The organism is Natronobacterium texcoconense (genome assembly GCF_900104065.1).
Taxonomy (GTDB): domain Archaea; phylum Halobacteriota; class Halobacteria; order Halobacteriales; family Natrialbaceae; genus Natronobacterium; species Natronobacterium texcoconense.
This window is the reverse complement of sequence record NZ_FNLC01000003.1, coordinates 302297-329078: the sequence shown is the minus strand read 5'-3', so window position 1 is coordinate 329078 and position 26782 is coordinate 302297. Positions and strand designations below refer to the sequence as shown.

The following is a 26782-nucleotide window of genomic DNA, read 5'->3' as shown; positions in this document are numbered from 1 at the left end:
CAGACTACGGTTCCATCCGAAACCGTACCGTCGACGATCCTTCGAACCGCGGCCCCGAACCGCTGCGTTCGAACCCTAGCTCTTCGGCGGCGTCGGCGATCGTCTCCGTCTCTCGAGAGACCAGCACTTCGACCGCCATCGATTCGCGTTCGGCAAACCGGATCGGCTCCGCGAGCAGTCGCTTACAGGCGTCGTCCGTGCCGTCGAGCTGGGTGACGTGGACGGTGTCCTCTCGCGCGTCGAAGCTGACGAATCCCAACAGGTCCTCGGGATCCGAGCCGTTGTACTGTGACCCCGAGACGTCGGCGTTGGGGTCGTGACTGCCGTCTTCCGCGACGCGTACCGTCCGGTCGTGGACGAGATTTCGCATGACGTCCGTCGGTGAGTCGGCGATCGACGCCAGCGCGTCCGCGTCGGCCTCGAGTGCATCCCGTACGTTCATTACGGTGTGTCAATGCCACCCACGAACATAAATCCAGCCCGGGACGGGAACACATTCCTTTATTCCTCATGGTTCCTTCCAAAAGAATAACGTACGAATTGACACCATCGATCGTCCGATTTACCGACCGACACGGTCAATATACGCCGAATGGAACACAGTTATTTGCCCGCTCTGGTAACGGCTTAGTATGATCCACGACACCGGTACGCGAACCAGCCACAGCCACGGGGTGTCAGTATGCGTGTAGTAACCAAGTTCGGCGGAACGAGTCTCGGCAGCGGCGACCGAATCAATCGCGCGGCGGACTCGATCGCCGCCGCCGTCGAGGGAGGTCACGAGATCGCCGTCGTCGCGAGCGCGATGGGTTCGACGACCGACGATCTGCTAGAGGAGATCACCTTCGAGACCGACGAACAGGACCGCGCACAGATCGTCAGCATGGGCGAACGAACGTCGGTTCGGATGCTCAAGGCGGCGCTGTCCGCTCGAGGGATCGACGCCCGGTTTCTGGAGCCCGGAACGGAGAACTGGCCCGTCGTCACCGACGAGTACGGCGAGGTCGACGTCGAGGAGAGTCAGCGACGAGCGAGCGAGGTCGCGGAAGATCTCGAGGACACGGTGCCGGTCATCACGGGCTTTCTCGCGGAAGGGCCGGACGGTTCGATCACGACGCTCGGTCGCGGCGGGAGCGACACCACGGCGGTCATGATGGGCAAGTACATGGAGGCCGACGAGGTCGTCATCGTCACCGACGTCGAGGGCGTCATGACCGGCGACCCGAACGTCGTCGAAGGTGCACGCAACGTCGGCGAGATTTCGGTCGACGAACTGCGAAATCTCTCGTTTCGCGGCGCGGAGGTCGTCGCACCGTCGGCGCTTTCGTACAAGGACACTGATCTCGACGTCCGCGTCGTTCACTACCAGCACGGCGACCTGCTCTCGGGCGGTACCAGCATCGAAGGCGAGTTCGAGAATCTCGTCGACCTGCGCGAGCAACCGCTTGCCTGCCTGACCGTCGCGGGCCGGGCGATTCGCAACCAGTCCGGCGTCTTTCACCACCTCTCGCAGGCACTCTCGGAAAGCGACATCAACATCGACGCGGTCGCGAGCGGGATGGACTCGGTCACGTTCTACATCGACGAAAGCGAGGCCGAACGCGCCGAAAACATCCTTCACAGGGAGGTCATCGCGCGCGACGAACTCTCGAGTGTCACCGTCGACTCGCCGGTCGCCGTCGTCCGGGTCACCGGCGGTGAACTCCCCAGCAGGCCGGGAATCGTCAGCGAAATCGTCAACCCGATCGCCGAGGAGCGGATTCACCTTCAGGACGTCATCACGAGCGCGACCAGCGTCGCGCTGTTCGTCGACTGGGACGACCGCGAGAAGACGCTCGAGTTGACCCAGGACATCGTCTGACCGCGCAGGTTCCGTTCTTCCGCCGTGTTCGACTCGCGCTCGCTCAAACGCCGTAAACAAGTGTCTTGTGGCTTGAATCTCGAAAACCTGTAACCGAATGCTATAATTCAAATAGCCGATAGATTTACCTGTCGAGGGGCAGAATAGTCGAACTGGCGGGATGGGGGGTTTCAGTCGTTGCCACGATCACTCCCGTATGGCGAGCGATCGTATCCCGCCAGTAACAGTTTGCTGCGGCGGGACCGCCGCCGCGTCTTCCCGATCACCCGTTTGGGAGCTCGTTCGGCCGGCCGCTTTCCACACGGCCGGTTTCGACTGATTATACCGCAATCGACGCTCACCGCGAGACGCTCGTTCTTTATCGATTCGATGTCCACCGGACCTGTGCATCGCTGCTCGAACTCGTCGGCTGTGTTGCGAGTCGATTCCCGAGTATCCACGTTCCGTCACTCGATTTGAACTATCCGGCGACTGGAGAGTGGGTATGGTCGCGTACAAGTCGAAGATGGTCGAACGGATCTCCCTGCCCGCCAGAGCACAGCGCGAACGCAACCTCGAGGCGGCAGGTTACAACGTCTTCAATCTCGACGCCGACGAGGTTTTCGTCGATCTGTTGACCGACAGTGGCACGGGTGCGATGAGCGACGCGCAGTGGGCGGCACTCGTCCGCGGAGACGAAGCCTACGCCGGCTCGCGCAGTTTCGACGAACTCGAGTCGGCCGTCGCCGACGTCATGGGGTTCGACCACGTCGTCCCGGCCCACCAGGGCCGTGGCGCGGAGAACGTCCTCTACGGCACGCTGCTCGAGGACGGTGACGTCGTCCCGAACAACACCCACTTCGATACGACGCGGGCCCACGTCGCCAACCAGGGAGCCGATCCGGTCGACTGCCCGGTCGCGGAAGCGCACGACCCGTCGTCGATGGAGCCGTTCAAGGGGAACCTCTCGCTCGAGCGGGCCCGCGCGGTCGTCGACGAGGTCGGAGCCGACCGCGTACCGGTGGTCGTCCAGACGATCACGAACAACTCGGCGGCGGGCCAGCCGGTCAGCGTCGAGAACACGCGCCGAGTCCGGGAGTTCGCCGACGAAATCGACGCACGGTTCGTGATCGACGCCTGTCGGTTCGCGGAGAACGCCTACTTCGTCCAGCAACGCGAAGACGAGTACGCCGAGGTCTCGATCGCCGAGATCGCCCGCGAACAGCTCGGATACGCCGACGCCATCGTAATGAGTGGCAAGAAAGACGGCCTCGTCAACGCCGGCGGCTTCGTCGCGACCGACGACGACCGGCTCTACGAACGGTGCAAACAGCGGGCGATCCTCTACGAAGGCTTTCCGACCTATGGCGGAATGGCCGGCCGTGACGTCGCTGCACTCGCCGTCGGACTCCGGGAGGCCGTCGAGCGCGAGTACCTCGCGGACCGCATCGAACAGATCCAGGAGTTCGGCTCGCTGCTCGAGGACGCCGGCGTGCCGATCTACCAGCCGGTCGGGGGCCACGCGGTCTACCTCGACGCCGGCGCTGCGCTCTCACACCTCCCGGACGAGGCCTTCCCCGGGCAGGCGCTCGTCTGCGAACTCTACCGGGAAGGCGGCGTTCGCGGCGTCGAACTCGGGAGCTTCGCGTTCCCCGACACCGACCGGCCGGAACTGGTCCGGCTCGCCGTCCCGCGCCGTACCTACCACCGGGAACACTTCGAACACGTCGCCGACACCGTCGAAACGGTGCTGGAAAAGGGAACGGACGTTCCGGGGCTCGAACTCGCGACCGAACCCGAGATGCCGGAGATCCGCCACTTCACCGCGGAACTTCGGCCGCTCTCCTAGCTCGAGATAACGCCCCGAGCGCGGTCCCGGAGCGTCGGTTCCGGTTCGGGTTCGGCGTGCGTGCCACTCGTCAGCCGGTTCACGACCGTCTCGAGGCCGGTTTCGCCGCCCGTCCCCTGACCGGTGACCCAGTCGGGCAGCCCCGACTCGAGTTCGGCTCGTTTCTCCTCTTTGAGCTGGCTGTACCGCCGTAGTACGATGCCGACGCCGAGAAAGAGGCCGGCGTCTAACAGTTCCCGACGGAACCGGTCGGGGTCGTTTCGGACCGCGATCGCCTTCACGAGCGAGAGGGCGCCGATCGCGAGATAGAGCTTCGACTGTTTCGATGGGTCGCCACTGAGTAGCTGTCGCAGTGCCATGCGCACCGACGTACCACGTTCCCTGTGATAAAACTGCGTCGAGGGTGCGAGCCGTCGACTGCTGTACTAGCCGATTTCGTCCCCCCACTCCGCTAACAGGCCGGTAACCGTTCCGTGAAGGTCGTCGTAGGTGAACGTTACTGCCTCCTCGGGCTCGCGTGCGTGCTCGCGGAACCGCTCTTCGAGGTCGACGTACTCCTCCTCGACGGCCGGAAACTGGACGTTTCGGGCGACGATCTGACTCTGGACCGGCCGCGAGAGCACGAAGTCGACGAACTCGTAGGCGAGTTCGGTCCGGGGAGTGTCCGCGAAGACGGCGGCCCCTTCGGTGTTCCGGTATCCCTGCCCGTCGAACGGACTGACGACGTGTCGTCGAAGTTCTCTCCCGGCCGCACTCGCGCCGATCCGGTCCGTCGAGTACGAGACGACGAGCGGGCGTTCACCCTCGAGGTACGCCTCACGGTACGATTCTGTCCAGCCGTCCAGCACGCGAATGCCGTTGTCCAGGAGATCGTGCCAGTACGCCAGGTAGTCGTCGCCGTACTCGGCGACCGTCCACAGCAGAAAGGCGAGACCGGGATCGGACCGACGGGGATCCTGTGCGAGCAGGCTGTGATCGTACTCGGACTCGAGCAACGCCTCGAAGGAATCGGGAACCTCCTCCTCGAGTTCGGCCTCGTCGGCGACGAGCGTGACGTATCCCGTATCGAACGGCAGTATTCGGTCGTGTGGGTCGTCGAACGTCAGATCCTCGCGAACGCGGTCGTCGTTCGTGAGTCGATCCCGCTGTAGGCGTTCGAAGAGCCGGTCGTCTTCCAGGTTCTCGTCGGCGTAGACGAGTTCGCCGAGCGTGAGTCCGAGGTAGACGTCGGCGTCGATCGGTGCCTCGAGTTCTGCACGACGGACGTAGTTCTCGATTCCCGCTTCCGGGACCGTCCAGACGATTTCGGCGTCCTCGTGTTCCTCCTCGAACGCCTCGGCGAGCCACGTCCCGGCCGGCGACTCTCCGGTCACCATCGAGGTGTAGGTCGCGACCCGGAGCGTATCCTCGTCCTCGTCTGGAGGTGCGGGTTCTTCCTCCTCGTCGGTCTCGCGCTCGAGACAACCGGCGAGACCGGCGACTCCGACGGTCGAACCCGCACCGACGCCACGGACGAACGTCCGTCGTCTCATCGTTTGCACCTCACACCGGGATGGCTTAAGGTTCGTGTCCCCGTACTCGAGGCTCGACGAGTGGGCCGTTTTCGTCCGTCCGGATCGTCCGCTTTTGCCGGAGGTAGTCGTGGCAGAAAACCGTCTCATCAACTAAATTAACAGATCTGTATAACGAATATACATCGATTCGTTTCGTCGGTTTCTCTACGCATTCCGTGCCGAACGGCCTCGAATCCTTGAAATTTCCACTCGTACAGTGAACTTCTGCAGACGCTAGATACTGGTACGAGTTCCGTCTCGAAACTGGAAGGACGACCCGATCGACGAGTCGTTCGTCACGCAGAGGGAACCGTTTCAGTCTGTTCGTTCGGTTTCTGAAGTTTCCGACTATAACAATCCAGACACTACTGTGTATCTGTCATTTGTGCGTATGGTCTATTCGAATCGTCGTCCTCGAGCACGGGAACGATTCCGATTGACGTTTTGATTTTGCCGTATTAATCGTGATGGCCGACGTTTCCGTCGATGGGGTGCCCGTAGTCTATCACGTTAGGGGCGTGTACTAGTGCTCTCGAGGATAGTTTCGTCGAAGGGGAACATCTATAGGGATAATCGGCAAAGCCGTAGGTATGGACTTCAGTCTCACGGACGAACAACGCCAGATCACGGAGATGGTCAGCGATTTCGTCGACGAGGAGGTCGTTCCCGTCGCCGACGAGATCGACAAGACCGACGAGTTCCCCCACGACCTCGTCGACGAACTCGCCGAACTCGGCCTGATGGGGATGCCGTTCCCCGAGGAGTATGGCGGTGCCGGACTGGACTATCACGCCTATCCCGCCGCACTCGAGGAGATTGCACGCGGCTCCGGCGGCCTGGGAACGATCGTCGCCGCCCACATCTCCCTTGCAGGTAACATGGTCTATGCGTTCGGTGACGAATCACAGAAGGAGGAGTACCTGACGCCGCTTGCGGAAGGGACGGATATCGGCGCGTTCGCCCTTTCTGAAGCGGGTGCTGGCAGTGACGTCCCGTCGATGGAGACGACCGCGGAGAAGGACGGCGACGGCTACCTGATCAACGGCGGCAAACTCTGGATTTCGAACGGTTCGGTCGCCGACACGGTGACGGTGTTCGCGAAGACCGATCCCGAGGCCGGCAACAGAGGCATTAGCTCCTTCATCGTCCGACCCGAGGACGACGACGGCTTCATCGTCGAGGGAACGGAGGACAAACTCGGCGACAAGGGCTGTCCCACGGCCGAACTTCGGTTCGACGACCTGTGGGTCCCCGAGGATCGACTGCTCGGCGAGGAAGGCGACGGCTTCGTCCAGGCACTGAAGACCCTCAACGGCGGTCGGATCACGATCGCTGCCCGTTCGATCGGTATCGCACAGGCGGCACTCGACGCAGCCCTCGAGTACAGCCAGGACCGCGAGCAGTTCGGCCAGTCGATCTCGGAGTTCCAGTCCATCCAGCACAAGATCGCCGACATGGACACGAAGATCCGCGCCGCACGGCTCTTGATGCACGACGCCGCAGACAAGAAGATCCGCGGCGAATCCTTCATCAAGGAGGCTGCACAGGCGAAACTCTACGCCAGCGAAATCTCTCGCGAGGTCGCAAACGAGGGCATCCAGATCCACGGCGGCTACGGCTATACGAAGGACTTCCCGGTCGAACGCTACTACCGCGACGCCAAACTCAACGAGATCTACGAGGGGACGAGCGAAGTCCTCCGGAACACGATCGCACAGGACCTGCTCGACTGATCGGCCCTTTCGTTACGGTTTCCGTGGGACCGTTTTTCGCAGTTTCGTAGACGCCGACCGAACGAGGGAAACCCATTAGTCGCTACTTGTGGTTCGCTACCACATGGCAGTACGCGAGGCGACGACCGACGACGTCGACGCCATCCGTGAGGTCGCACGACGATCCTGGGAGCAGGACTATCCCGACGTGCTGAGCCGCGAATCCATCCGAGAGGGCGTCGGCGAGTGGTACTCGCCGGAACTGGTCCGTGACTCGATCGTCTGGTCGCAGGCACTCCTGCTGGTCGCCGACCGCGACGACGAGGTCGTCGGCTTTGCACACGCGATCTGGGAACCGGACGACGAATCGGCTCACGGAGAGGGCGGCGAGGGTCACCTGCTGCGAGTCTACGTCGATCCGGCACACCGCGGCGAGGGGATCGGCGGCCAGTTGCTCGAGACGACGGTCGACCGACTGTTCGATCGCGGCGTCGACCGTGTCAAATCGATGGTGCTCGAGGAGAACGATCTCGGAAACAAATTCTACCAGTCGTTCGGCTTCGAACGGGAGTCGACCGAGGAAATCTCGATCGGCGACGAGCGCTACACGGAGTGTACCTACGTCGTCAGACCGGACTGAGTTCTTCCTGATACGCGCCGTGGTGATCCTCGAAGATCTCCATGATCTCGCCCATCGTCGCGTACGCCTTCACCGCGTCGACGATGTACGGCATGACGTTCTCGTCGCTCTCGATCGCATCGGAGAGGGCCTCGAGGGTGGCCTCGACTTCCTCGTCGTCACGTTCTTCCTTGACCGACTCGAGGCGCTCGAGCTGGCGGTCGCGGGTGGTCTCGTCGATCTTGAGGATCTCGGGGGAGGTATCCTCCTCGATGGTGTACTCGTTGACGCCGACGACGACTTCCTCGCCGCGTTCGACGCGTTGCTGGTACTCGTAGCTGGACTCCTGGATCTCGCGCTGGAAGTAGCCCTGGTCGATGCCGTCGAGGACGCCGTCGCGGACGGAGCCGTCGCCTTTCTCCTTGATCTCCTCGATGTAGCCCATGATCTCGGCTTCCATCTCGTTTGTGAGTTTCTCGATGGCGAAACTGCCGCCCATCGGGTCGACGATGTCGGCCGCGCCCGACTCGTCGGCGATGATCTGCTGGGTCCGGAGCGCGACGCGGACGGCCTTCTCGCTGGGCAGGGCCAACGCCTCGTCGAAGCTGTTGGTGTGCAGCGACTGGGTGCCGCCGAACACGCCGGCAAGCGCCTGGATCGTGACGCGGACGATGTTGTTCAGCGGCTGCTGGGCGGTCAGCGACTGGCCGGCGGTCTGGGTGTGGAACTTCAGCCGCTTGGACTCGTCCTTTTCGGCACCGTACCAGTCTTCCATCACACGGGCGTAGATCCGCCTCGAGGCGCGGAACTTGGCGATCTCCTCGAAGATGGAGTTGTGGGAGTTGAAGAAGAACGATAGAAGGGGGGCGAACTCGTCGACCTCGAGGCCACGATCCAGGCAGTCCTCGACGTAGGCGAAGCCGTCGGCGAGGGTAAAGGCGGCCTCCTGTGCGGCGGTCGAACCGGCTTCGCGGATGTGGTAGCCGGAGATGGAGACGGGGTGGAACTTCGGCGTCTCCTCGACGGCGAACTCGATGGTGTCGGTGACGATATCCAGCGAGGGACGGGGCGGGATGACCCACTCTTTCTGGGCGATGAACTCCTTGAGCATGTCGTTCTGGAGAGTTCCCCGTACCTCGTCGCGGGGGACGCCCTGCTGGTCGGCCAGCGCGATGTACATCGCGTAGATGACGGCCGCCGAGGGGTTGATCGTAAAGGAGGTCGAGACCTCGCCGATGTCGATCCCGTCGAACAGGATCTCCATGTCGCGCAGCGTGTCGACCGCGACGCCCTCCTTGCCGACCTCACCCTCGCTCATCGGGTGATCGGAGTCGATCCCCATCAGCGACGGCATGTCGAACGCCGTCGAGAGCCCGGTCTGACCCTGATCGATCAGGTAGTGGAACCGTTCGTTCGTCTCCTCGGCGGTGCCGAAGCCGGCGAACTGGCGCATCGTCCAGGTCCGGCCACGATACATCGTCGGGTAGGCTCCCCGCGTGTACGGCGGTTCACCGGGAAAGCCCAGATCCTCGAGATACTCCAGGTCCGTGATATCCTCCGGCGTGTAGAGTCGATCGACCTCGTGGTTCGAGACCGTCGCGAAGCGATCCTGTCGCTCCCCGTGGGCCTCGAGCGTGGGATCGAGTCGCTCGCTCTCCCACCGCTCCCGCTGCTCGCGGATTCCCTCGAGTTCTTTCTGATCGAACATTAGTACGATCGTGTATGCCAAGATTCTAAAGTCTTGTTATTGGTTATTGAACAATCGGTGGTTCCGCCCTCGAGTCGGTCGATATTCACCGCCTGAATACCGTTGCGGAGAACTGAACCCGAACGTTATTACCGGGGCTGTGGTAGCCGCCGGACATGGGTGTGTCGTACGATACCACAGTGGAGACGTTCGAGTGGGACATCCCGGAGTCGTACACGGTCGCGTCGGCCGTCGAGTCCCACGCCGAGGCATTCGGCGACCGGGTCGCCGTTCACTTCCTCGACGAGAACGGTAATCGAACCGAACGAACCTACGCCGATATCCGGGACGACAAGAATCGGTTCGCGAACGGCCTCGAGGAACTCGGCGTCGGGAAAGGCGACCGGGTGATGCACCTGTTCCCCCGTCATCCCGAGGCCTTTGCGATCCAGCTGGGTGCGCTCTCGACCGGTGCGTTGCTCGTTCCGTGTTCGTCGATGCTGCGTGCGTCGGACATCGAGTTCCGGGCGACCGACTGTTCGGCGACGACGGCCGTCGTCCACGAGAGCCTCACCGAGATGGTCGAATCCGCCCTCGAGGAGACGCCCCTCGAGCGCGTGATCGTCCTCGACGGCGACGAGCGCGAGGACGACCGCTTTCGGACATACGAGTCCGTCGTCGACGGGCAGCCGACTGAGTACGACGGTCCAGACCTTGGTGTCGAGGACCCGATGTCGATCAACTACACCAGCGGGACGACCGGCAAACCGAAGCCGGTCCTGCACAAACACCGCTGGCAGTACTGTTTCAACCGGATCAACGCCCCTTTCTGGTGGGGAATCGACGCGGACGCCGACCTCGAAGAGGAACTGCTGTGGGCGACGACCGGCACCGGCTGGGCGAAGTGGTTCTGGAGTCCGGTCGGCGTCGGCCTGACGACCGGCGCAACCCAACTCATCTACGACGGCGAGTTCGAACCCGAAACCTTCCTCGAGATCCTCGAGTCGGAAGGCGTCACCAGGCTCTGTGCCGTCCCGACGCAGTACCGGATGTTCGCCAGCGCCGACCTCGAGGACTACGACGTCGACCTCACCGACGCGCTGTCGGCGGGTGAACCGCTGAACCAGGAACCGATCGAGCGTATCGAGGACGCCTGGGGCGTCACGCCACGCGACGGCTACGGGCAGACCGAGACGGTCGCGCTCGTGACGAACTATCCGGGGATCGACGTCAAATCCGGCAGCATGGGGAAGCCGACGCCGGGCGTCGGCGCGACGATCGTCGACCTCGACGAGGACGAAGAAGCCAAGCCCGGCGAGATCGGTGAGATCGCCGTTCCCGTGGACTCGCCGGCGATCTTCGACGGCTACTACGAGAAGCCGGAACTCGACGAGAAGAAACTGTCCGGCGATTACTACCGCACCGGCGACCTCGCGACCCGCGACGAGGACGGCTACTTCTTCTTCGAGGGACGGGCCGACGACGTCATCATCTCCGCTGGCTACCGGATCGGCCCGTTCGAGGTCGAAGACGCCCTGGTCAGTCACGAGGCGGTCGCCGAGGCCGCTGCAGTCGACAGTCCACACGAGGAACGCGGCAGCGTCGTCAAGACCTACGTGATTCTCGCCGACGGCTACGAGGGAAGCGAGGAGCTACAGGACGAACTTCAGAAGTATATGAAAGCAGAGACGGCCCCCTACAAATATCCGCGGCGCATCGAGTTCGTCGACGAACTACCCAAGACCTCGAGTGGCAAGATCCGACGGGTCGAACTGCGGCAGCAGGAACAGGAAAAACACGGCTGATCCCGCTTCGGGGGAGCGCCACACTTATTATCGTCGTGAGAACAGGATTCTCTGATGGACCTCGAGACGGTAGACCGCGTCGGCGTCGTCGGCGCGGGTACGATGGGAAGCGGTATCGCACAGGTCGCCGCCACGAACGGCTACGACGTCGTGATGCGGGACATCAAAGCGGAGTTCGTCGAGAGCGGCTTCGACTCGATCGACTCGAGTCTCGAGCGCCTCGACGGCAAGGACGCCCTGGAGGACGACCCCGAGACGATCCGCGGCCGGATCGAGGGGACGACCGACCTCGCGGACCTCGCGGACTGCGACGTCGTCGTCGAGGCCGCCGTCGAGAACCTCGAGGTAAAGAAAGACATCTTCGGGGATCTGGACGAGGTCACGGACGACGACGCCGTGCTGGCGACGAACACGAGCACGCTCTCGATCACCTCGATCGCGAGCGCGACCGACCGACCCGAGCAGGTCGTCGGCCTCCACTTCATGAATCCCGTCCCGATCATGGAGGGCGTCGAGGTCGTCGTCGGCGAGAAGACCGATCCCGCGGTCGTCGACTTCGCCCACGATTTCTCGGCGGCGCTCGAGAAGACGACCTGGGAGTCCGACGACAAACCCGGTTTCGTCACGAACCGCATCCTCATGCCCTGGATCAACGAGGGCATCCGCGCCTACGACGAGGGCGTCGCGAGCAAGGACGACATCGACGCAGGAATGGAACTCGGAACGAACGTCCCAATGGGGCCGCTGACGCTTGCCGACCACATCGGACTGGACGTCTGTCTGCACGCCTCCGAGACGCTCCACGAGGAACTGGGCGACCGGTACAAGCCGGCCTACCTCCTCAAGCGCAAAGTAGAGGCGGGAGAACTCGGCAAGAAGACGGGGAAGGGGTTCTACGAGTACGACTAGTCGGCGCTGTTGAGGATTCAGACACCTGTTTTCGTGGCGCTACCGCTTGCTACAGATACTCGTGTACCAGACGTATTCGAGGTACGTGGATCAGCGTCCTCGAGGTGCATGGATCGGTGTCTTTGAGGTGATCGTCGGAACGAAGCGTCCTGCTATCGTGACAACAGGGAGTCACCACACCCTCCCCAGCCGATTCGCTCGTTCGCGGTGTTCACTCGCTCATCCCTCGCACGATTTTATCAGGCAGCCTCGCTATTGCTCGGCTGACTGCCAGCGTGCGCCATTCCGTGTTAAGTACGGCTCTACTCCTTGAGATGGCGAGCGATGATCTTCTTCTGGATCTCGCTCGTTCCCTCGTAGATCGTCGTGATCTTCGCGTCGCGGTAGTAGCGTTCGACGTCGAAGTCCTTCGTGTAGCCGTAGCCGCCGTGGACCTGGACGGCCTCGTTCGCCACGTCGACGGCCGTCTCGCTGGCGAAGTACTTCGCCATCGCCGCCGACATCGGGTCGACGCCGTCTTCGTTCTTGCCTGCGGCGTCTCGAGTGAGCAGTCGAGCCGCCTGGACGTCCGTCTGCATGTCCGCGAGTTTCTGGCCGATCGACTGGTGTTCGATGATCGGCTGGCCGAACTGTTCGCGCTCGTTGGCGTACGCGACTGCAGCGTCGAGGGCTGCCTGTGCGACACCGACAGCCTGGCTCGCGATGGCGATCCGGCCGCCCGTGAGGATCGAGAACGCGGCCTTCAGCCCTGCGCCGACCTCCGTCAGCCGGTTCTCTTCGGGGATGCGGACGTCGTCGAAGATCAGCGTCGTCGTGTCGCTTGCCCGCAGGCCGAGTTTGTCCTCCTTCTTGCCGACCTCGAGGCCGTCGACGTCTTTCGGCACGAGGAACTGGGTGACGGTGTCCGGGTCGTCGCGGTCGGTCTTGGCGAACAGGATTACGACGCCGGCGCGTTCGCCGTTCGTGATCCACTGTTTCTTGCCGTTGATGACGTACTCGCCGGCGTCCTCGTCGAGTCGCGCCTCGGTACTCATCTCGGCAGGGTTCGAGCCCGCGTGGGGTTCCGACAGAGCGAATGCGCCGACGGGTCGACCGTCGACCATCTTCGGGAGCCACTCTTCTTTGTGCTCCTCGGAGCCGAACTGTCGGATGCAGGAGGTCGCGAGACAGTGAACCGACAGCGCGGTCGCGACCGCGAGGTGGCCGTAGGCCAGTTCCTCGTTGACGATGCTGTAGGTGACCTCGTCGACGTCCAGGCCGCCGTACTCCTCGGGGACGGTCATCCCTGTGAAGTCCAGTTCCGCGAGGCCGTCCCAGACGTCCTCGGGGAACTCCTGGCGGTCGTCGAGTTCCCGGACGTCCTCGCCGACCTCGTTCGCGACGAAATCGCGGACCGTATCCCGGATGAGTTCCTGCTCGTTCGTGAGTTCCATGCCCCGACATTCGTGAGTCGGATACTAAAGCGTACGATGTCCCCACGATCGGATAGCGAATCCGATCTCGAGGGACGCATCGTTCAGCTTCCGCCGTCGATGGACAAGGATTACCTTCGGCGTGACGAACCCGTGACCTGTATGTCGACCTACGAGAACCTGTCCGTCGATCACGACGACGGCGTCGCGACGGTAACGCTCGAGAGCACTGCCGGCCGGAACGCACTCACCCTCGAGATGGCGAACGAACTCGCTTCGGTCGCGTCGACGCTCGGCGACGACCCCGAGACGCGGTGTATCGTCCTCACGCACGAGGGGCCCTTTTTCGGCTCGGGTGCCGACCTCTCGCAACTCGAGGGCGACGCTTCCGACGCGCCGCGCCTCCGTGAACTGGCAAGCCGCGCCCACGAAGCGATCGTCCACTTCCATCGGACGGAGACGCCGGTCGTCGGCGGTGTGAACGGCACCGCGGCCGGAATCGGCTTCAGCTTCGCGCTGATGCCTGACCTGGTCGTCCTCGGTGAGGACGCGACGCTGCAGTTCGCCTATCCCGGCATCGGACTCACTGGCGACGGCGGGTCGACGTTCTTCCTCCCGCGGCTGGTCGGACTCCGGACCGCGAAAGAGATCGTCCTCCGGGACGAACCGATCGGCCCCGAGAAGGCCGTCGACCTCGGACTGGCCACCGAGGTCGCTCCCGCCGGCGAGTTCGACGAACGACTCGAGGAACTCGCGACGGAGATCGCATCCGGCCCGACACAGGCACTCGGAGCCCTGACGCGGCTGCTGACCGACAGCTACGAACACGGACTCGAAGGCCACCTCTCGGCGGAAGCCGACGCCCTCGCCGAGGCTGCGCAAACGGAGGATTACGAACGGGGACTCGAGGCGTTCTTCGGTGACGGCGACCCCGAGTTCGTCGGTCGATAGCGCACGACTGCGCTGCCGACAGCGATACTGGTTTACCGTACCACGTCACACGGTTGCGTATGCACCTCGGTCTGGTCGTTCCACGAATTGCCGCACACGATCCGACGGACCTCGCTGTCACCGCGGAGGAACTGGGATACGACTCCGTCTGGATGGGCGAACTCTGGGGAACGAGTTCGGTGGTCAAACTCACCGAAATCGCGACGCGAACGGACACCGTCGAACTCGGGACCGCGATCGTCAACGTCTTTTCGCGCAGTCCGGCCGTCCTCGCGATGACGGCGGCGACGCTCGACGACGTCTCGGACGGTCGCGCCGCGCTCGGACTGGGAACGAGTACGCCGACCGCCATCGAGAACGTCCACGGAATCGACTTCGAGCGGCCGATTCGCCGGTCCCACGAGACGATCGAGGTAGTCGGCCGGATTCTGACGGGCGACGAACCGGTCTCCTACGACGGCGAACTGGTCTCGGTCACCGGCGTTCCGCCGCTGGACAGGGAGATCCCGATCTACCAGGCAGCGCTCGGGTCGGCAAACAGACGCGTCGTGGGCCGGCTCTGTGACGGCTGGATCCCGCACAATATCCCCTTTTCCGGGCTCGACGACGCGTTCGAGGTCGTCGCGGATGCCGCTCGAGAGCGCGACCGCGACCCCGACGCGATCACGATCGCTCCGTACGTCCCTGCAGCGGTGAGCGACGATCCCGAGACGGCTTACGACGCCGTTAGAGGCCATATCGCTTACTACGCGGGCAGCGCCGACGGCTACCGGAACGCCATCGCGACCGCGTTCCCGGATCGCGTCGAACGCGTCGCCGACGCCTGGCAGAACGGAAACCGCAGCGAGGCTGCCGACCTCGTCACCGACGAGATGGTCGACGAACTCGGCGTCGCCGGCACGCCCGAACAGGCACGCGAGAAGCTTCGAACTCTCGTCTCGGAGACCATCGTCGATCGACCGCTGATCACGATCCCGGAACAGGCCGCCGACGAGGTAGCCGAACCGACGATCGAGGCGTTCGCTCCCCTGGGATCAGCATAGCGCGGTCGACGGCTCGGTCGCTCAGGGACGCTTCCGTAACCCAATAACAGGGCATTTCTTCCGAGTTTACCGGACGCTTCTTCGACTGAACGGGCTGAGTCGTACGCGAACTCGTCCGGTCGTCCCTTCTATCGTCACATCTCGTCTCGTGTTCGATCCGTTTTCGACTCCTCGTCTATCGTCTGCTCGAGGCGACTGCGAGATCCTCGAGGAGACTGCCTTTCGATCGTGGGGTCCGAATTCCGTTCGGTAGTCCTTGTATCGGACCAAATCGGGCAGCAATGACGTCAATCGGGGTGGCGATGCACGAAGTTTATTCCGGTATACTCGGAAATCCATCTGTCTGTTCGTGGCTGTACGTCTGTGATTACATATGTACACCTGTAATTTAACTTTCGGCTACTCTCGTGTTCCCCTATCGGTGAACGGCCGCTCGCGAACACAGGCTGCCGGTCCAGATACGTCGCTATCACTGTGCTTGCAGACGGAAATGGAGAGTGTAGGTGCTCGAGTATCAGGGCAGTGGCGAAGAACGAAGGCTATCACTCGCCCGTGAGCCGCGTTTACGACCTATCTCGAAATATCTAAACATACTAGCTGCTTCCGTGTAGTATAAAAAATCATATGTATGTTCCATACACTTCTCGGACCGGTCATGCCACGCTGTCTATAACGAACCAGGTATCGATAATTGCGGCCCGACACTCCGGTTTGGCCGGGTATATCGAGTATGTGTATCACATATTCCTCCTATATCGTCCGAACCGTCCCTGAATACGTACGACTATCCCCAATATGGGGCGAAATCGTACTCGAATCCAGTAAGTGGTATACGAACACTACCCTATATGTTCGACACGAATGACACTAGTACACCTAACACTATACCTTCGAGACCTGTCTAACGAGTTTTTCGGCATACTCGGATAGTTCGAAGGCCCATCGACCCGACCGAAGGACTTTATCCTTCCACTGAGATTCACCTGTGTGACAGCGAACGCGAACGGGGGCGTCCACGATCCGGAATCGGATCCGGACGAGGACCCTCACGTGGGTGGGACAAGTACTCGCCGCTACGTCCTGGCGGGTGTCGTCGGCGCACTCGGGATTCTGACCGGTGCGATTCTTCTCGAGGTACTCGGTACGATCATGCTTGCACTGACGGTCGCGTACGTCCTCTTGCCGGTCAAAAACTGGCTGGACAGGCGCGGTCTCTCCGAACGGTTGGCGGCCGTAGCAGCGACCCTGATCGGGTTCGCCAGCGCAATCGCCGTCTTCTCGCCGATCTTCGCGACGCTGTACTTCCGACTCGAGGAGATAATCGCGATCATCGAGGGACTGCCACGGGAGATTCCAGTGACAGTGCTCGACGAGACGTTGGTCATCGAGGTCGCCGAGGTCCAGACGCTCGTAATCGGCTACCTGCAGGACGTCGCCGTCTCGATCGCTTCGTCGCTGCCGGTGCTCGCGATCAAGTTCGCGCTGTTCGTCATCCTGCTGTTTGCGATCTTGCTCAAGGGCGATGCCGCGGGACAGGCCGCGGTCGCTCCCGTTCCACGCGAGTACAGAGACGTCGTCTACGCCCTGGCGCGTCGGGCTCGAGAGACGCTGTACGCGATCTACGTCCTCCAACTCGCGACGTCCGTCGCGACGCTTCTGATCGGTTACCCGCTGTTCTGGGCGCTCGGCTACGAGATGGCGTTTACCCTCGCGCTCTTCGCCGCAATCTTGCAGTTCGTCCCGATCATCGGCCCCAGCCTGCTCATTGCACCGATCGTCATCTACCACGTCGCAGCGGGCGAACTCGCCGCTGCGGTCCTCGTCGGCGTCCTCGGGGTCACACTCATCGCCTGGTTCCCCGACGTCGGCATTCGTCCGCGTCTCGCTCGCCGCTCCGCCGGACTTCCCGGGAGCCTCTACTTCGTCGGGTTCACTGGCGGGCTCTTTACGCTGGGAGCGATCGGAATCGTCGTCGGGCCCCTGATCGTCGCCGTCTTCGTCGAAGCCGTCGATATCCTTGCCGACGAAGTCAACGGGGATGCCGATTTCGCCGAACTCGCACGGGGCGAGACCGGAGACTCCGAACTCGCTTTCGAGTCGGACACCGAACCCGAGACGGCTGACGCGTCGGACGAAACGGAGTCGACCGTGGAAGAATTGGAATCGCAGGTAGCCGATTGAGGCCGCGTTTCCAGCGGTCTCTTCGTGAACGATCACAGAGACTTTTCTTCCTGCCCGTCGTCGAACCAGTATGGTGACTGGCCGGACTCTCATCCACGCGATCATCGGTGCCGTCGTCGGCATCGTCCTCTCGTTTATCCCGCTCTCGACCGTCATCGGCGGTGCCGCCGCCGGCTTTCTCGAGGGGCCGGACGGCCGTGACGGGGCGGTCGTCGGTGCGCTGGCCGGCTTGATCGCGTTCCTCCCGTTCGCTGTCGGTGCAGTGGCTCTCTTCGCTTTCTTCGGCTTCGCGATCGGCGTCGCTGCCGCTCCGGTCGAGGGCGTCGCGTTCGTCGTCTTCGCCTTGCTCGTCCTCGGGACGTTCGCCGCGCTCTATACCGTCGGCCTCTCGCTGGTCGGTGGTTACCTCGGGTCGTATCTGGCACGAGAGTATCCACAGAAACGGGCGAACACGCGCCGGACGATCGGTATGGAAGAACCAACACCTCCCAACCAAGAACCGTCGGTTCCGCGGGAGGGACGGCCGGAATCCGTCGACGACCGCTACAGTGCGGAACGTTCGTACACCGATCCGGACGAACCGTTCGTCGACCGCACCGATTCCGCGGCCGGTCGTGCCGACACTCGAGACGAGACCGACCGGGTACTCGAGGACGATACGCGGTGGTACGAGCAGACCGAAACCGACGGAGACGAAGACACGTAACCGTCAGGAGAGTTTTGCGACGGTGGACTCCCGGTCCATTCGTCCCGTCACGTAGAGCCCTCCGTCGACTATCGCTGGCCCGTTCTCGAGTCCGGTTTCCTCCGATTCCCACTCGAGGTCGCCCGTCTCGGCGTCGAACGCACCGATTCTTTCTCCTCCGCGGCTGTGGCGCACGTCGTCGCTCTGGACGGTTCCGAACACCAGGCCACCGCCGACGGTTGGCCCGTTCGCGTACGTCGAGACGTACCGCTGGGACCGCCAGGCGCGGTCGCCGCTGGCGGGGTCGACGGCGGTGAGCGCGTCGTCTTCCGTCGCCGCGCAGACGACTCCGTTCCCGACCGCGAGTTCGTCGGCCCGCCCTTCGCCGAGATCGGTTCGCCACAGCTGCTCTGCGTCGTGGTCGTACGCGATCAGCGTACCGTCGTCCGTCCCGACGAAGATCCGTGAGTCGGTTACCGCGGGACCGGCACGAATCTCGGTGTCGGCGTTGGTCCGCCACCGCCACTCACCGGTCTCGCTCTCGAGTGCGTGCAGCGTCGCATCCCCGCCGCCGAGGTAGATCGTCTCGCCGTGGATCGCTGGTTCGGTCCGCGACTGGAGCCCGATCTGCCGTCTCCACCGGCGTTCGCCCGTCTCGAGGTCGTATGCGGCGACGCCCAGCGGCGTTCCGCCGATCGCGAGGTCCCCGTCGGCGTTCGGATGGCTGTCGAAGGTGCCGAGCGAGAGGGAGTCGTCGGTTCGCCACAGTCGCTCCCCGCCGTCACGGTCGAACGCCCACAGCGCGGACCGCGACCCGATCAGCACCGCCTCGTCCGTGATTACCGGCGCCGATCGCGGCTCGAACGCCGGATCGGTCGCCGTCCACAGTCGCTCGCCCGAGTCCGCGTCGATCGCGAACAGTTCCTCGTCCCAGTCGGTACCGATCACGATCTCCCCATCCGACACCGGGCGAACGTGGCCGACGTGGGTCTCGTAGGGTTCACGCCACTCGATCGACAGCGGAAGTTCCGGCACGGCGTCGGCCGGCACCGATCGGGTGTTCCCGGGATCGCCGTGGACGACCGACCACGCGTCTTCGTCGACGGCGCTTGCAGGATCGACGTCGACCTCGCCCTCGAGCGGTTCGAGGGCACCCCTTACCTCGTCGAAACAACCGGCGAGCGATGCGACCACGCTCGAGGCGCCTGCGGCGAGGAAGGCACGTCTCCCTCTCATGGCTCCACCTTCACGAGTCGGCCGCTGGTCGTCGTCGCGTACAGCGCACCGTTTGTGATCGCAGGTCCTTCGATCGGTATCGGCGGCCCACGGATCGCTCCTGGAAAGTAGTCGCTGTCCTCGTCGTTCCCGACGTCTCCCCACAGGTGATCACCGGTCGCGGCATCGAGTGCGCCGAAAGCGGCTGCGATGACGCCGTCGGCGACTGCTGGTGTGGCGACCAGGGGGACGCGTTTGGAGCTCTGCCAGGAATCATCCGGAGCGAGATTCACGTGTCGCCACCGCTCCTCGCCGCTCTCTCGGTCGATCGCGTAGGCGTTTTTCGCGTTGCAGTAGACGGTATCCCCGTCGACGGCGGGTGCACTCGTCTCGCGAAAACCGGTCGCGAAGGACCATTCGCGTTCTCCCTCGAGATCGAACGCGATCAGCCGATTCGGGACGGCGACGAAGATCATTCCCTCGTCGACGACCGGGGATCGCGGCGGACCATACAGCCCGTCATCGATCTCGAGTTCCCACCGCTCGTCGCCGCTCTCTCGCTCGAGGACGCGAACGACGGTCCGATCCCTCGGATCGCCTTCGACGCCGGTGGTCACGACGACTGCGTCGTCGGTTATCGCAGGTCGCCCTCCGGTCTCGCACTCGCCACCTATGAACCGTCCGAGAAAGCCGCCGTACCGGGCCGTCCAGCACCGTTCACCGGAGGCAACGTCGACGGCGACGACGCGGCCGTCAGCGCACTGGACGTAACACCGACCGTCGGCGACTACGGGCGTCCGAACCGCGCTCTCGAGGTCGGTTTCCCAGACGAGGTCGCCGGTTTCCCGTTCGAGACGGCGAAAGGTACCGTTTGCATCCCCGACGAGGATGCCGTCGCCGACGAGTGCGGGCGCACCGCTTGCGTTCGTCCCGAAGGTGTAGACCCACTCGAGTTCGCCGGTCGACTCCTCGAGGGCGAACAGCGCACCGCCTTCGGGATCCGGACCGTAGCTCGGGTGCCCGTACGCGAAGTAAACTCGCTCGTCGTCGACGACAGGAGCGGTCGCACCGCCCTGGATTTCGTCGTCGTACTCCCAGGCGTCGAAGCGCCATCGATCGAGTGATTTCGGTTCGTCCGGCGAGTCGACGTCGGTACCGAGGGTCGAATCGGCGGTTATTCCGGCGTTTGCCGCGTTGTATCCCGGCACCGGCCAGCCGTCGGGCGGCGTTTCGGCGTTCGATCGTGGAGGGCAGTCGTCCTCGAGACAGCCGGCGAGGGAGCCGATCCCCGTTCCGGCGGCCGCCGCGAGGACCTGACGGCGTCGCATACCGGGTGATGTAACATGGAGAATATGTGTCTTGTGTTACTCGTGTCTGAGCGCATCGATCGGATCCGTCCGCGCCGCTCGCCAGGCCGGGTACAGCCCCGAGAACACGCCCACGAGGATCCCGACCGCAATCGCGAGTGCGACGTACTCGAGCGGATAGACGAGCGGGAGGTCGACGTACCACGCGCCGAGGTAGCCGACGGCAAGTCCGAGCGCCGTCCCCAGGATCGCGCCGACCACCCCGAGGACGATCGCTTCGGTCAGGAAGAGTCCGAGGACGTCCCGGTTTTGCGCGCCGACGGCTTTCATGATGCCAATTTCGCGGGTTCGCTCGGTGACCGAGACCAGCATGATATTCGCGATGCCGATCGAACCGACCACGAGCGAGATGGCCGCGATGCCGACGATGAAGTTCTGCAGCAGGTCGAGTACGTCCTGTAACTGCTGGAGCAACTCCGTGCTGGTCTGGAAGGTGACCGCGAGATCCTCGTCGAGGAACTCGCTCGCGTCGGCGTCGGCGCTCTCGAGGTAATCGACCGCGGCGTCGCGGGCGGCGTCGACGTCTTCCTGGGCTGGCGACTCTGCTTCGACGACGACGGCGAGGAAGCGAGTCTCACCGTTTTCGTCGTCGAGATCGACGCCCTCGTCGTCTCCAGTCCCGAGGTCCAGTCCGCCAGTCTGCTCGACGTAGTAGGGATCCGTCGGCACGTAGATCCGCGGCGAGGACTCGAACCCCTCGAACGGGCTCAATCCTTCGGAGGTGTCGGTGATCCCGACCACCTCGACCGTTGCTCTCTGGCCGGCGAGGAACGTAAGCTCGAGTTCGTCGCCGACGCTGACGTTCTCCTCGAACTGGCCCGCCGCGGCCGGGTTGACGACCGCTTCGCGTTCGCCCATCTCGAACTGTCTGCCCTCCTCGAGACTGTCCTCGCGGACGTAGGACGGTCCCGACGCGATCACCCCGTCGCCCTGGGCGACCTCTTCTTCGCCGTCGGAGACCGCCTGGCTCTGTATCGTCGCGTACCCGTACGCGGCGTCGACGTCCTCGAGTTCCTCGACGTTCTCCAGGTCCGACTCGCTGACGACGGGTTGAGCGCCCGCGAGCGGGCCACCCTCGGTGTCGGGGTCGGCGGCCCAGCCGTAGAGATTGCGCTGGTCGTCGGGGCTGATGTCGCCGACGATGCCGGCCTGCAGGCTCGCACCCAGGGTCACGAAGGCGATGACGGCGGCAATACCGATGATAACACCCAGCGTCGTCAGCGCCGATCGGAGTCTGTGACCCTGAATCGAACGCCACGCGAGTCGCAGGTGCTCGAGTGGATCCATCAGGAGCGGTCCCTCGGCTCCGCGTCGGCGTCACCTGATTCGTCGAGTTCTTCGATCCGTTCGATCTTCCCGTCGAGCAGATGGACGATCCGCTCGGCGCGTTCGGCGACGTGGCGCTCGTGGCTGACGACGACCATCGTCGTCCCGGCGTCGTGAAACTCCGCGAAGAGGTCGAGCACGTCGGCTTCGGTCTCCGTATCCAGGTTCCCCGAGGGTTCGTCCGCCAGCACGAGCGCCGGATCGTTCACCAGCGCTCGAGCCAGCGCGACCCGCTGGCGCTGACCACCCGATAGTTCGTTCGGGAGGTGGTCCTCGCGGTCCGCGAGTCCAACTCGAGCGAGGAGGTCGCGAGCGCGTTCGCGACGCTCGTTCTTGCTGGCCCCCTGGAACAGTTGCGGAAGCGCGACATTCTCGAGTGCGGTCAGCCGCGGCATCAGGTTGAACGTCTGGAAGACGAACCCGACCTCGGTCCCCCGGAGGCTGGTTCGTTCGCGGTCCGAGAGGGTCGTCACGTCGGTATCGTTGACGATCACGGTGCCCGCAGTCGGCGTGTCCAGACAGCCCACGAGGTTCATCAGCGTTGACTTCCCGGAGCCGCTTGGTCCCATGATCGCCGTGTACGAGCCACGCGGTACTGTCAGGGAGACGCCGTCGAGTGCGTGTACCGGCTCGCCGAGCTGGTAGGTCTTGCGGACGTCCTCGAGGCTAACTGCCGTCCCCGTATCCATGGGTGTCCGACCACGGAGCCGGCAAAAAAGGTACAGCCAAACGGGGGCTCGAGTCGGAAACTTGACTGATGGGGGCGTCGTACCGAGCGTCGATGTCCGATCCCCGTGCCGATGACCCTCCAGCCGATTCGTCGGACGACGATTTCGTGCTCACACTCGCTCGAGACGTCGTCACCGCCGTCGCGGTCGTCGCGGTCGTCGCCGCCCTGCTGTTCGCGGTCAGTGGCGTCTGGCCGCCGTTCGTCGCGATCGAAAGCGGCAGTATGGAACCGAACGCCGAGATTGGCGACCTCGTCTTCGTCGTCGACGAGGAGCGATTCGCCGGCGACGGTGCGATCGGCGATACCGGCGTCGTCACACTCGAGGACGAGCAGGAAGGCGGCCACGAGACGTTCGGTGAGCCGGGTGACGTCGTCATCTTCGCGCCCAACGGTGATCCAGCCGAGACGCCGATCATTCACCGTGCTCACTTCTGGGTCGAAGAAGGCGAGAACTGGGTCGAGACCTCAGCAAACGACGAGTACCTGAACGGAAACGACTGCGAGGATCTGGCTGCCTGTCCCGCATCCCACGACGGGTTCGTGACGAAAGGCGACGCCAACGGTGCCTACGATCAAGCAGTCGAGTACCAGTATGGCGATACGAACGTCGTCGCACCCGACTGGATCCTCGGCAAGGCCTCGTTCCGGATCCCGTGGCTCGGCCACGTCCGACTCCTGTTCGAGTCGCTTCTCGCGGGCGTCGGCGCGCTGACGGCTGTCGGCGTCGGTTGGTCGATCCGCCGGTGACCGCTCACTCGTCTGGACACCCGTCCGAGTGCAAAACCGTCCCGAGTACCAGATGGGGCTCTCGTTCGGTTTCTCCTCGCTGTTGTCGTTCTATTCTCCCATCGATCGTAACGTGGTCCGTCTCGATCCTCGGACCGATGTCTCTGGTGCGCATCTCCCGCCACTCCTTCCCGGCGATTCGCATCCGGACGTGATACTCTCCCGGTTCGTCCGGTAATTCTCCGTTCGGGATAGTCACCCCATCGAACACCGCGGTTTCGGTTCCGTCCCTGACCTCTTCGTCGGCGGGTTCGATCTCGCCGGCCGTTTCGGCCACGATCGTCTCGTCCTCGCGAACGCGAATTTCGACCTCGATCGGTTCTTCGTGGCGGTTGTGGATGCTGACGTCACACAGCGTAATCGTGCCCTGACGTTCGCTTCCCGACCCGACACACCCACCCGTTACGAGCGAACTAGTAGCACACGAGGCGAGAACAGTCCGGCGAGTGGGGGGCGACATACCGATTCGTTCGCACCCACTTGTTATATGGTTGAAGTCTCAGAGTTACTCGTTCGACGCGACGCCTTCGGCTTCCTGCCGATGATAACCGGCAACGCTTTTCCGTTCGCCCCACGCCTCACGAATCATGAAGACCGAGGGTGCCAGTGCGAAAGCGAAACGACGGGCGGGCGAACGCGCCACCGAAGAAGTCGAGGACGGCTTCGTCGTCGGCCTCGGAACCGGTTCGACGACCGCCTACGCGATCGAGGCGATCGGCGAGGCAGTCGCGGACGGCCTCAAGGTGCAGGGCATCCCCACCTCCTTCCAGTCCCGACAGCTCGCACTCGAGGTGGGCATCCCGCTGACGACGCTGGACGCCGTCGAGACGGTCGACCTCGCGATCGACGGCGCGGACCAGGTCGTCGACGACCCCGACTCGAGCGCCTACGGCGCGCTCATCAAGGGCGGCGGGGCGGCACACACCCGCGAGAAACTCGTCGATTCGGCGGCCGAGCGGTTCGTCGTCGTCGCAGATCCCTCGAAGCTCGCGGACCGACTCGAGCGGTCGGTGCCGCTCGAGGTGCTCCCGGATGCCCACACGGTCGTCGAAGATCGAGTTCGTGACCTGGGCGGCGAACCGACGCTCAGGGACGCCGAGCACAAGGATGGCCCCGTCGTGACGGACAACGGGAATCTCGTGCTGGACTGCGAGTTCGGAGCGATCGACGATCCAGCGGAACTGGCGGGGAGACTCTCGAGCGTTCCGGGCGTCGTCGAACACGGTCTGTTCGTCGATCTGGCGGACGCGACGTACGTGGGAACGGACGACGGGTGCGAGGTCCGGGAGTACTGATCTCGAGTTCGGCTACGCTGCGTTACCGTATCGGGGACCGTCCGTGCGGTGGCGACGCCTGTTCACGAGGTAGACGGCAGTCGCCACCCAGAGTGCGGTGAGGAACGCGTACTGGCCGTATCCAGGTGGAAACCCCCAGCCACGGACGGTGGCGAACAGGTAGACGAGTACGCCAGCGACGATCGGTCCGCCGACGTACAGCCACACGTTCGGGAGCCAGTCCGACCGGGGTGCGGTCGCGTCGACGAACAGTGCGACCAGCGTCGGCAACGAGAGTATCACGACGGAAAACACCAGTAGAACACTGAGGAGTACGCTGGCGTCACTTTCGGGAGCAATGCCGAACAGGTAGCCGAGCGCGACCGGTGCTACCACCGCGTAGACGGCGAGTGCGATCCACCACTTCGACGTGTTGTCTCCCGGTTTCGACTCCGCCGTTCGTCGGTTCCGATCGAGTCGCGTCAGCACCCAATCGAGTCCCATCGCGACGACCGTCGTGAGGAGGACGGTGAACCCGACGCCGAATCCGACGGCAGCGAGCGTCAGGACGACGGCTGCCGCCGACCACGGCCAGGATGCGGACGCGACCGCCGCACTCGAGTTGGCCCCGAAGACGATCACCGTTCCGATCGAACCTGCGAGTCCGGCCCAGATCCCGGCGCGTTTCGCTTCGGTCGGCCGGTCGTGATAGTAGTAGCCAACGATCAGTCCGGCGAGGAGCAAGGCTTCACCCGAAATCGAGCCGCCGATGTTGACGACGCCGTCCGAGACCGGGTCCCACGAGAGCGCGACGGTAAACGGAACCGTCGCGAGCCCGAGGTAGATCGCAACGCGCAACGAGTCGTCGCCGAGGCCTTCGCGGAGGGTTCGAAGCGGGGACATGGCAGTCATTCAACCAGTATGTCGCTGGTTCCAGTAAAACTATCGACAGTGCCCCTGGGGCTCTATAATCCTCGAGACCGAATTATTTGGTATGTGTTCACACGCAACTACTGCCGGAGATCCGGCCGGCCCTCGCCCCATGTCGCTCGAGGAGATCCGCGAGGCGTACGCGGAGTGTGCGCCCTGGATGGAGCGGCTCGACTGGCTCGACCGGCGGCTCACCGGCCGCTACCGGCGGGAACTGTTCGGTGACGCATCGGGGCAGGTCCTCGACGTCGCCTGCGGAACGGGGGTCAACTTCCCGTATCTTCCCTCGGACGTCGAGGTCGTCGGGATCGATATCAGCCCGGAGATGCTGGCGCGGGCACAGGATCGACTCGAGGGCCTCGCGGTCGACGGGACGGTTCGACGGATGGACGCCCAGAACCTCGCGTTCGACGACGACAGCTTCGACACCGTGATCTCGTCGCTGTCGACCTGTACGTTTCCGGAGCCGGTGGCTGCGCTCGAGGAGATGGACAGGGTGTGTAAACCCGGTGGCCAAATTTTGCTGTTCGAGCACGGCCGGAGCGACGTCGGTCCGCTTGCCCGTTTTCAGGACTGGTACGCCGACGCCCATTACGCGACGGCCGGCTGTCGGTGGAATCAGGAGCCGCTGGAACTCGTCTTGCAGTCCGGACTGTCGATCCGCGAAGCCGAGACACGCGCGCTCGGTATCGTTACGCTCGTCGACGCCCGGCCGTCCCAGGAGTCGGTCGTCGACACCGTCCGTGCGCGGCTCTCGTCGCCCGAAGGATAGCCGACGGTGCGTTGCTACCCGAATACCCCGATACGGATTTCGGTCCCTTCGCTTCGGGCTCTGCGGCTCCATCCCCGTGATATCGATCCACGTCCTCCGGTCGATCGTCTGAGCAGATACAGTTATTCTGGCTTCG

General features: G+C 63.7%; 24 protein-coding genes. 13 read left to right on the top strand and 11 right to left on the bottom strand.

Annotation, left to right across the window (positions count from 1 at the left end):
- Positions 1-4: 4 nt before the first annotated feature.
- On the bottom strand, positions 5-442 hold the full coding sequence (locus tag BLR35_RS15205) for a hypothetical protein (RefSeq protein ID WP_090383726.1): 438 nt from the start codon (positions 440-442) through the stop codon (positions 5-7).
- 240 nt (positions 443-682) lie between these two features.
- Between BLR35_RS15205 and BLR35_RS15200 the strand changes: the two genes are divergently transcribed.
- Complete coding sequence (locus BLR35_RS15200) at positions 683-1861, top strand: aspartate kinase (RefSeq protein ID WP_090383724.1); 1179 nt, start codon at positions 683-685, stop codon at positions 1859-1861.
- Positions 1862-2345: 484 nt separating this feature from the next.
- Entirely contained in the window at positions 2346-3689 is a 1344-nt protein-coding gene (locus tag BLR35_RS15195) for a tryptophanase (RefSeq protein WP_090383721.1), read from the top strand.
- Here BLR35_RS15195 and BLR35_RS15190 read toward each other — a convergent pair.
- Both BLR35_RS15190 and BLR35_RS15185 read right to left on the bottom strand, forming a co-directional pair.
- Positions 3686-4048 carry a hypothetical protein gene (locus BLR35_RS15190; RefSeq protein WP_090383719.1) on the bottom strand — a complete coding sequence of 121 codons (363 nt, stop codon included), beginning with the start codon at positions 4046-4048 and terminating at the stop codon, positions 3686-3688. The genes BLR35_RS15195 and BLR35_RS15190 overlap by 4 nt on opposite strands.
- 66 nt (positions 4049-4114) lie before the next feature.
- The gene (locus BLR35_RS15185; protein ID WP_090383717.1) at positions 4115-5221 is read right to left on the bottom strand and encodes a thiamine ABC transporter substrate-binding protein; all 1107 of its coding nucleotides are present in this window, start codon (positions 5219-5221) and stop codon (positions 4115-4117) included.
- 611 nt (positions 5222-5832) lie between these two features.
- Here BLR35_RS15185 and BLR35_RS15180 point away from each other — a divergent pair.
- Together BLR35_RS15180 and BLR35_RS15175 are read left to right on the top strand one after the other, a co-directional pair.
- Positions 5833-6975, top strand: a complete 1143-nt coding sequence (locus BLR35_RS15180) for an acyl-CoA dehydrogenase (protein ID WP_090383715.1) — start codon at positions 5833-5835, stop codon at positions 6973-6975.
- Between the two features lie 103 nt (positions 6976-7078).
- Positions 7079-7594, top strand: a complete 516-nt coding sequence (locus tag BLR35_RS15175; protein ID WP_090384162.1) for a GNAT family N-acetyltransferase — start codon at positions 7079-7081, stop codon at positions 7592-7594.
- Here BLR35_RS15175 and BLR35_RS15170 read toward each other — a convergent pair.
- Positions 7581-9281, bottom strand: a complete 1701-nt coding sequence (locus tag BLR35_RS15170) for an acyl-CoA mutase large subunit family protein (RefSeq protein ID WP_090383712.1) — start codon at positions 9279-9281, stop codon at positions 7581-7583. The genes BLR35_RS15175 and BLR35_RS15170 overlap by 14 nt on opposite strands.
- Positions 9282-9436: 155 nt before the next feature.
- Between BLR35_RS15170 and BLR35_RS15165 the strand changes: the two genes are divergently transcribed.
- Both BLR35_RS15165 and BLR35_RS15160 read left to right on the top strand, forming a co-directional pair.
- Entirely contained in the window at positions 9437-11065 is a 1629-nt protein-coding gene (locus BLR35_RS15165; protein WP_090383710.1) for an acetate--CoA ligase, read from the top strand.
- A 54-nt stretch (positions 11066-11119) separates the two neighbouring features.
- Positions 11120-11974 (top strand): 3-hydroxyacyl-CoA dehydrogenase family protein, encoded by an 855-nt coding sequence (locus BLR35_RS15160; protein WP_090383708.1) that lies wholly within the window; start codon positions 11120-11122, stop codon positions 11972-11974.
- A 302-nt stretch (positions 11975-12276) separates the two neighbouring features.
- Here BLR35_RS15160 and BLR35_RS15155 read toward each other — a convergent pair whose 3' ends face one another.
- Positions 12277-13407, bottom strand: coding sequence for an acyl-CoA dehydrogenase family protein (locus tag BLR35_RS15155; protein WP_090383706.1), 1131 nt, complete (start codon positions 13405-13407; stop codon positions 12277-12279).
- 141 nt (positions 13408-13548) lie between these two features.
- Between BLR35_RS15155 and BLR35_RS15150 the strand changes: the two genes are divergently transcribed.
- From BLR35_RS15150 to BLR35_RS15135, 4 genes are all read left to right on the top strand, one after another.
- A complete protein-coding gene (locus BLR35_RS15150) occupies positions 13549-14337 on the top strand; it encodes an enoyl-CoA hydratase/isomerase family protein (protein WP_090384159.1) in 789 nt (262 codons plus the stop codon).
- Positions 14338-14396: 59 nt separating this feature from the next.
- A complete protein-coding gene (locus BLR35_RS15145; RefSeq protein ID WP_090383704.1) occupies positions 14397-15380 on the top strand; it encodes an LLM class flavin-dependent oxidoreductase in 984 nt (327 codons plus the stop codon).
- 1050 nt (positions 15381-16430) lie between these two features.
- The gene (locus BLR35_RS15140) at positions 16431-17561 is read left to right on the top strand and encodes an AI-2E family transporter (RefSeq protein WP_090384157.1); all 1131 of its coding nucleotides are present in this window, start codon (positions 16431-16433) and stop codon (positions 17559-17561) included.
- A 70-nt stretch (positions 17562-17631) separates the two neighbouring features.
- Positions 17632-18267 carry a DUF5518 domain-containing protein gene (locus BLR35_RS15135; RefSeq protein WP_090383702.1) on the top strand — a complete coding sequence of 212 codons (636 nt, stop codon included), beginning with the start codon at positions 17632-17634 and terminating at the stop codon, positions 18265-18267.
- A 3-nt stretch (positions 18268-18270) separates the two neighbouring features.
- Here BLR35_RS15135 and BLR35_RS15130 read toward each other — a convergent pair whose 3' ends face one another.
- From BLR35_RS15130 to BLR35_RS15115, 4 genes are read right to left on the bottom strand one after another with little or no spacing between them, the layout of a single operon-like run.
- Positions 18271-19482: a PQQ-binding-like beta-propeller repeat protein gene (locus BLR35_RS15130; RefSeq protein WP_090383699.1), complete on the bottom strand. Its 1212-nt coding sequence runs from the start codon at positions 19480-19482 to the stop codon at positions 18271-18273.
- Entirely contained in the window at positions 19479-20789 is a 1311-nt protein-coding gene (locus BLR35_RS15125; RefSeq protein ID WP_090383697.1) for a PQQ-like beta-propeller repeat protein, read from the bottom strand. Before BLR35_RS15125 ends, BLR35_RS15130 begins: the two co-directional genes overlap by 4 nt.
- 36 nt (positions 20790-20825) lie before the next feature.
- Entirely contained in the window at positions 20826-22115 is a 1290-nt protein-coding gene (locus tag BLR35_RS15120; RefSeq protein WP_090383695.1) for an ABC transporter permease, read from the bottom strand.
- On the bottom strand, positions 22115-22843 hold the full coding sequence (locus BLR35_RS15115; RefSeq protein WP_090383692.1) for an ABC transporter ATP-binding protein: 729 nt from the start codon (positions 22841-22843) through the stop codon (positions 22115-22117). The genes BLR35_RS15120 and BLR35_RS15115 overlap by 1 nt, the downstream gene beginning before the upstream one ends.
- 92 nt (positions 22844-22935) lie before the next feature.
- Between BLR35_RS15115 and BLR35_RS15110 the strand changes: the two genes are divergently transcribed.
- Positions 22936-23631 (top strand): S26 family signal peptidase, encoded by a 696-nt coding sequence (locus tag BLR35_RS15110; RefSeq protein WP_090384155.1) that lies wholly within the window; start codon positions 22936-22938, stop codon positions 23629-23631.
- A gap of 4 nt (positions 23632-23635) precedes the next feature.
- Here the strand turns inward: BLR35_RS15110 and BLR35_RS15105 are convergent, their stop codons facing one another.
- Positions 23636-24130 (bottom strand): hypothetical protein, encoded by a 495-nt coding sequence (locus BLR35_RS15105; RefSeq protein WP_090383690.1) that lies wholly within the window; start codon positions 24128-24130, stop codon positions 23636-23638.
- Between the two features lie 127 nt (positions 24131-24257).
- Here BLR35_RS15105 and rpiA point away from each other — a divergent pair, with 127 nt between their 5' ends.
- Positions 24258-24965 carry a ribose-5-phosphate isomerase RpiA gene (gene rpiA, locus BLR35_RS15100; protein WP_090383687.1) on the top strand — a complete coding sequence of 236 codons (708 nt, stop codon included), beginning with the start codon at positions 24258-24260 and terminating at the stop codon, positions 24963-24965.
- A 12-nt stretch (positions 24966-24977) separates the two neighbouring features.
- On the opposite strand, the gene BLR35_RS15095 is transcribed toward rpiA, so the two are convergent.
- Positions 24978-25856, bottom strand: coding sequence for a DUF5518 domain-containing protein (locus BLR35_RS15095; protein WP_244510256.1), 879 nt, complete (start codon positions 25854-25856; stop codon positions 24978-24980).
- 82 nt (positions 25857-25938) lie between these two features.
- On the opposite strand from BLR35_RS15095, the gene BLR35_RS15090 reads away from it, so the two are divergent.
- Positions 25939-26646: a class I SAM-dependent methyltransferase gene (locus tag BLR35_RS15090; protein ID WP_090383685.1), complete on the top strand. Its 708-nt coding sequence runs from the start codon at positions 25939-25941 to the stop codon at positions 26644-26646.
- Positions 26647-26782: the final 136 nt, after the last annotated feature.

Excerpts from the sequence above, each read along its gene's own strand:
- BLR35_RS15205 (WP_090383726.1), bottom strand. The coding sequence starts at position 442 with ATGAACGTACGGGATGCACTCGAGGCCGACGCGGACGCGCTGGCGTCG.
- BLR35_RS15200 (WP_090383724.1), top strand. The coding sequence starts at position 683 with ATGCGTGTAGTAACCAAGTTCGGCGGAACGAGTCTCGGCAGCGGCGAC.
- BLR35_RS15195 (WP_090383721.1), top strand. The coding sequence starts at position 2,346 with ATGGTCGCGTACAAGTCGAAGATGGTCGAACGGATCTCCCTGCCCGCC.
- BLR35_RS15190 (WP_090383719.1), bottom strand. The coding sequence starts at position 4,048 with ATGGCACTGCGACAGCTACTCAGTGGCGACCCATCGAAACAGTCGAAG.
- BLR35_RS15185 (WP_090383717.1), bottom strand. The coding sequence starts at position 5,221 with ATGAGACGACGGACGTTCGTCCGTGGCGTCGGTGCGGGTTCGACCGTC.
- BLR35_RS15180 (WP_090383715.1), top strand. The coding sequence starts at position 5,833 with ATGGACTTCAGTCTCACGGACGAACAACGCCAGATCACGGAGATGGTC.
- BLR35_RS15175 (WP_090384162.1), top strand. The coding sequence starts at position 7,079 with ATGGCAGTACGCGAGGCGACGACCGACGACGTCGACGCCATCCGTGAG.
- BLR35_RS15170 (WP_090383712.1), bottom strand. The coding sequence starts at position 9,281 with ATGTTCGATCAGAAAGAACTCGAGGGAATCCGCGAGCAGCGGGAGCGG.
- BLR35_RS15165 (WP_090383710.1), top strand. The coding sequence starts at position 9,437 with ATGGGTGTGTCGTACGATACCACAGTGGAGACGTTCGAGTGGGACATC.
- BLR35_RS15160 (WP_090383708.1), top strand. The coding sequence starts at position 11,120 with ATGGACCTCGAGACGGTAGACCGCGTCGGCGTCGTCGGCGCGGGTACG.
- BLR35_RS15155 (WP_090383706.1), bottom strand. The coding sequence starts at position 13,407 with ATGGAACTCACGAACGAGCAGGAACTCATCCGGGATACGGTCCGCGAT.
- BLR35_RS15150 (WP_090384159.1), top strand. The coding sequence starts at position 13,549 with ATGTCGACCTACGAGAACCTGTCCGTCGATCACGACGACGGCGTCGCG.
- BLR35_RS15145 (WP_090383704.1), top strand. The coding sequence starts at position 14,397 with ATGCACCTCGGTCTGGTCGTTCCACGAATTGCCGCACACGATCCGACG.
- BLR35_RS15135 (WP_090383702.1), top strand. The coding sequence starts at position 17,632 with ATGGTGACTGGCCGGACTCTCATCCACGCGATCATCGGTGCCGTCGTC.
- BLR35_RS15130 (WP_090383699.1), bottom strand. The coding sequence starts at position 19,482 with ATGAGAGGGAGACGTGCCTTCCTCGCCGCAGGCGCCTCGAGCGTGGTC.
- BLR35_RS15125 (WP_090383697.1), bottom strand. The coding sequence starts at position 20,789 with ATGCGACGCCGTCAGGTCCTCGCGGCGGCCGCCGGAACGGGGATCGGC.
- BLR35_RS15120 (WP_090383695.1), bottom strand. The coding sequence starts at position 22,115 with ATGGATCCACTCGAGCACCTGCGACTCGCGTGGCGTTCGATTCAGGGT.
- BLR35_RS15115 (WP_090383692.1), bottom strand. The coding sequence starts at position 22,843 with ATGGATACGGGGACGGCAGTTAGCCTCGAGGACGTCCGCAAGACCTAC.
- BLR35_RS15110 (WP_090384155.1), top strand. The coding sequence starts at position 22,936 with ATGTCCGATCCCCGTGCCGATGACCCTCCAGCCGATTCGTCGGACGAC.
- BLR35_RS15105 (WP_090383690.1), bottom strand. The coding sequence starts at position 24,130 with ATGTCGCCCCCCACTCGCCGGACTGTTCTCGCCTCGTGTGCTACTAGT.
- rpiA (WP_090383687.1), top strand. The coding sequence starts at position 24,258 with ATGAAGACCGAGGGTGCCAGTGCGAAAGCGAAACGACGGGCGGGCGAA.
- BLR35_RS15095 (WP_244510256.1), bottom strand. The coding sequence starts at position 25,856 with ATGACTGCCATGTCCCCGCTTCGAACCCTCCGCGAAGGCCTCGGCGAC.
- BLR35_RS15090 (WP_090383685.1), top strand. The coding sequence starts at position 25,939 with ATGTGTTCACACGCAACTACTGCCGGAGATCCGGCCGGCCCTCGCCCC.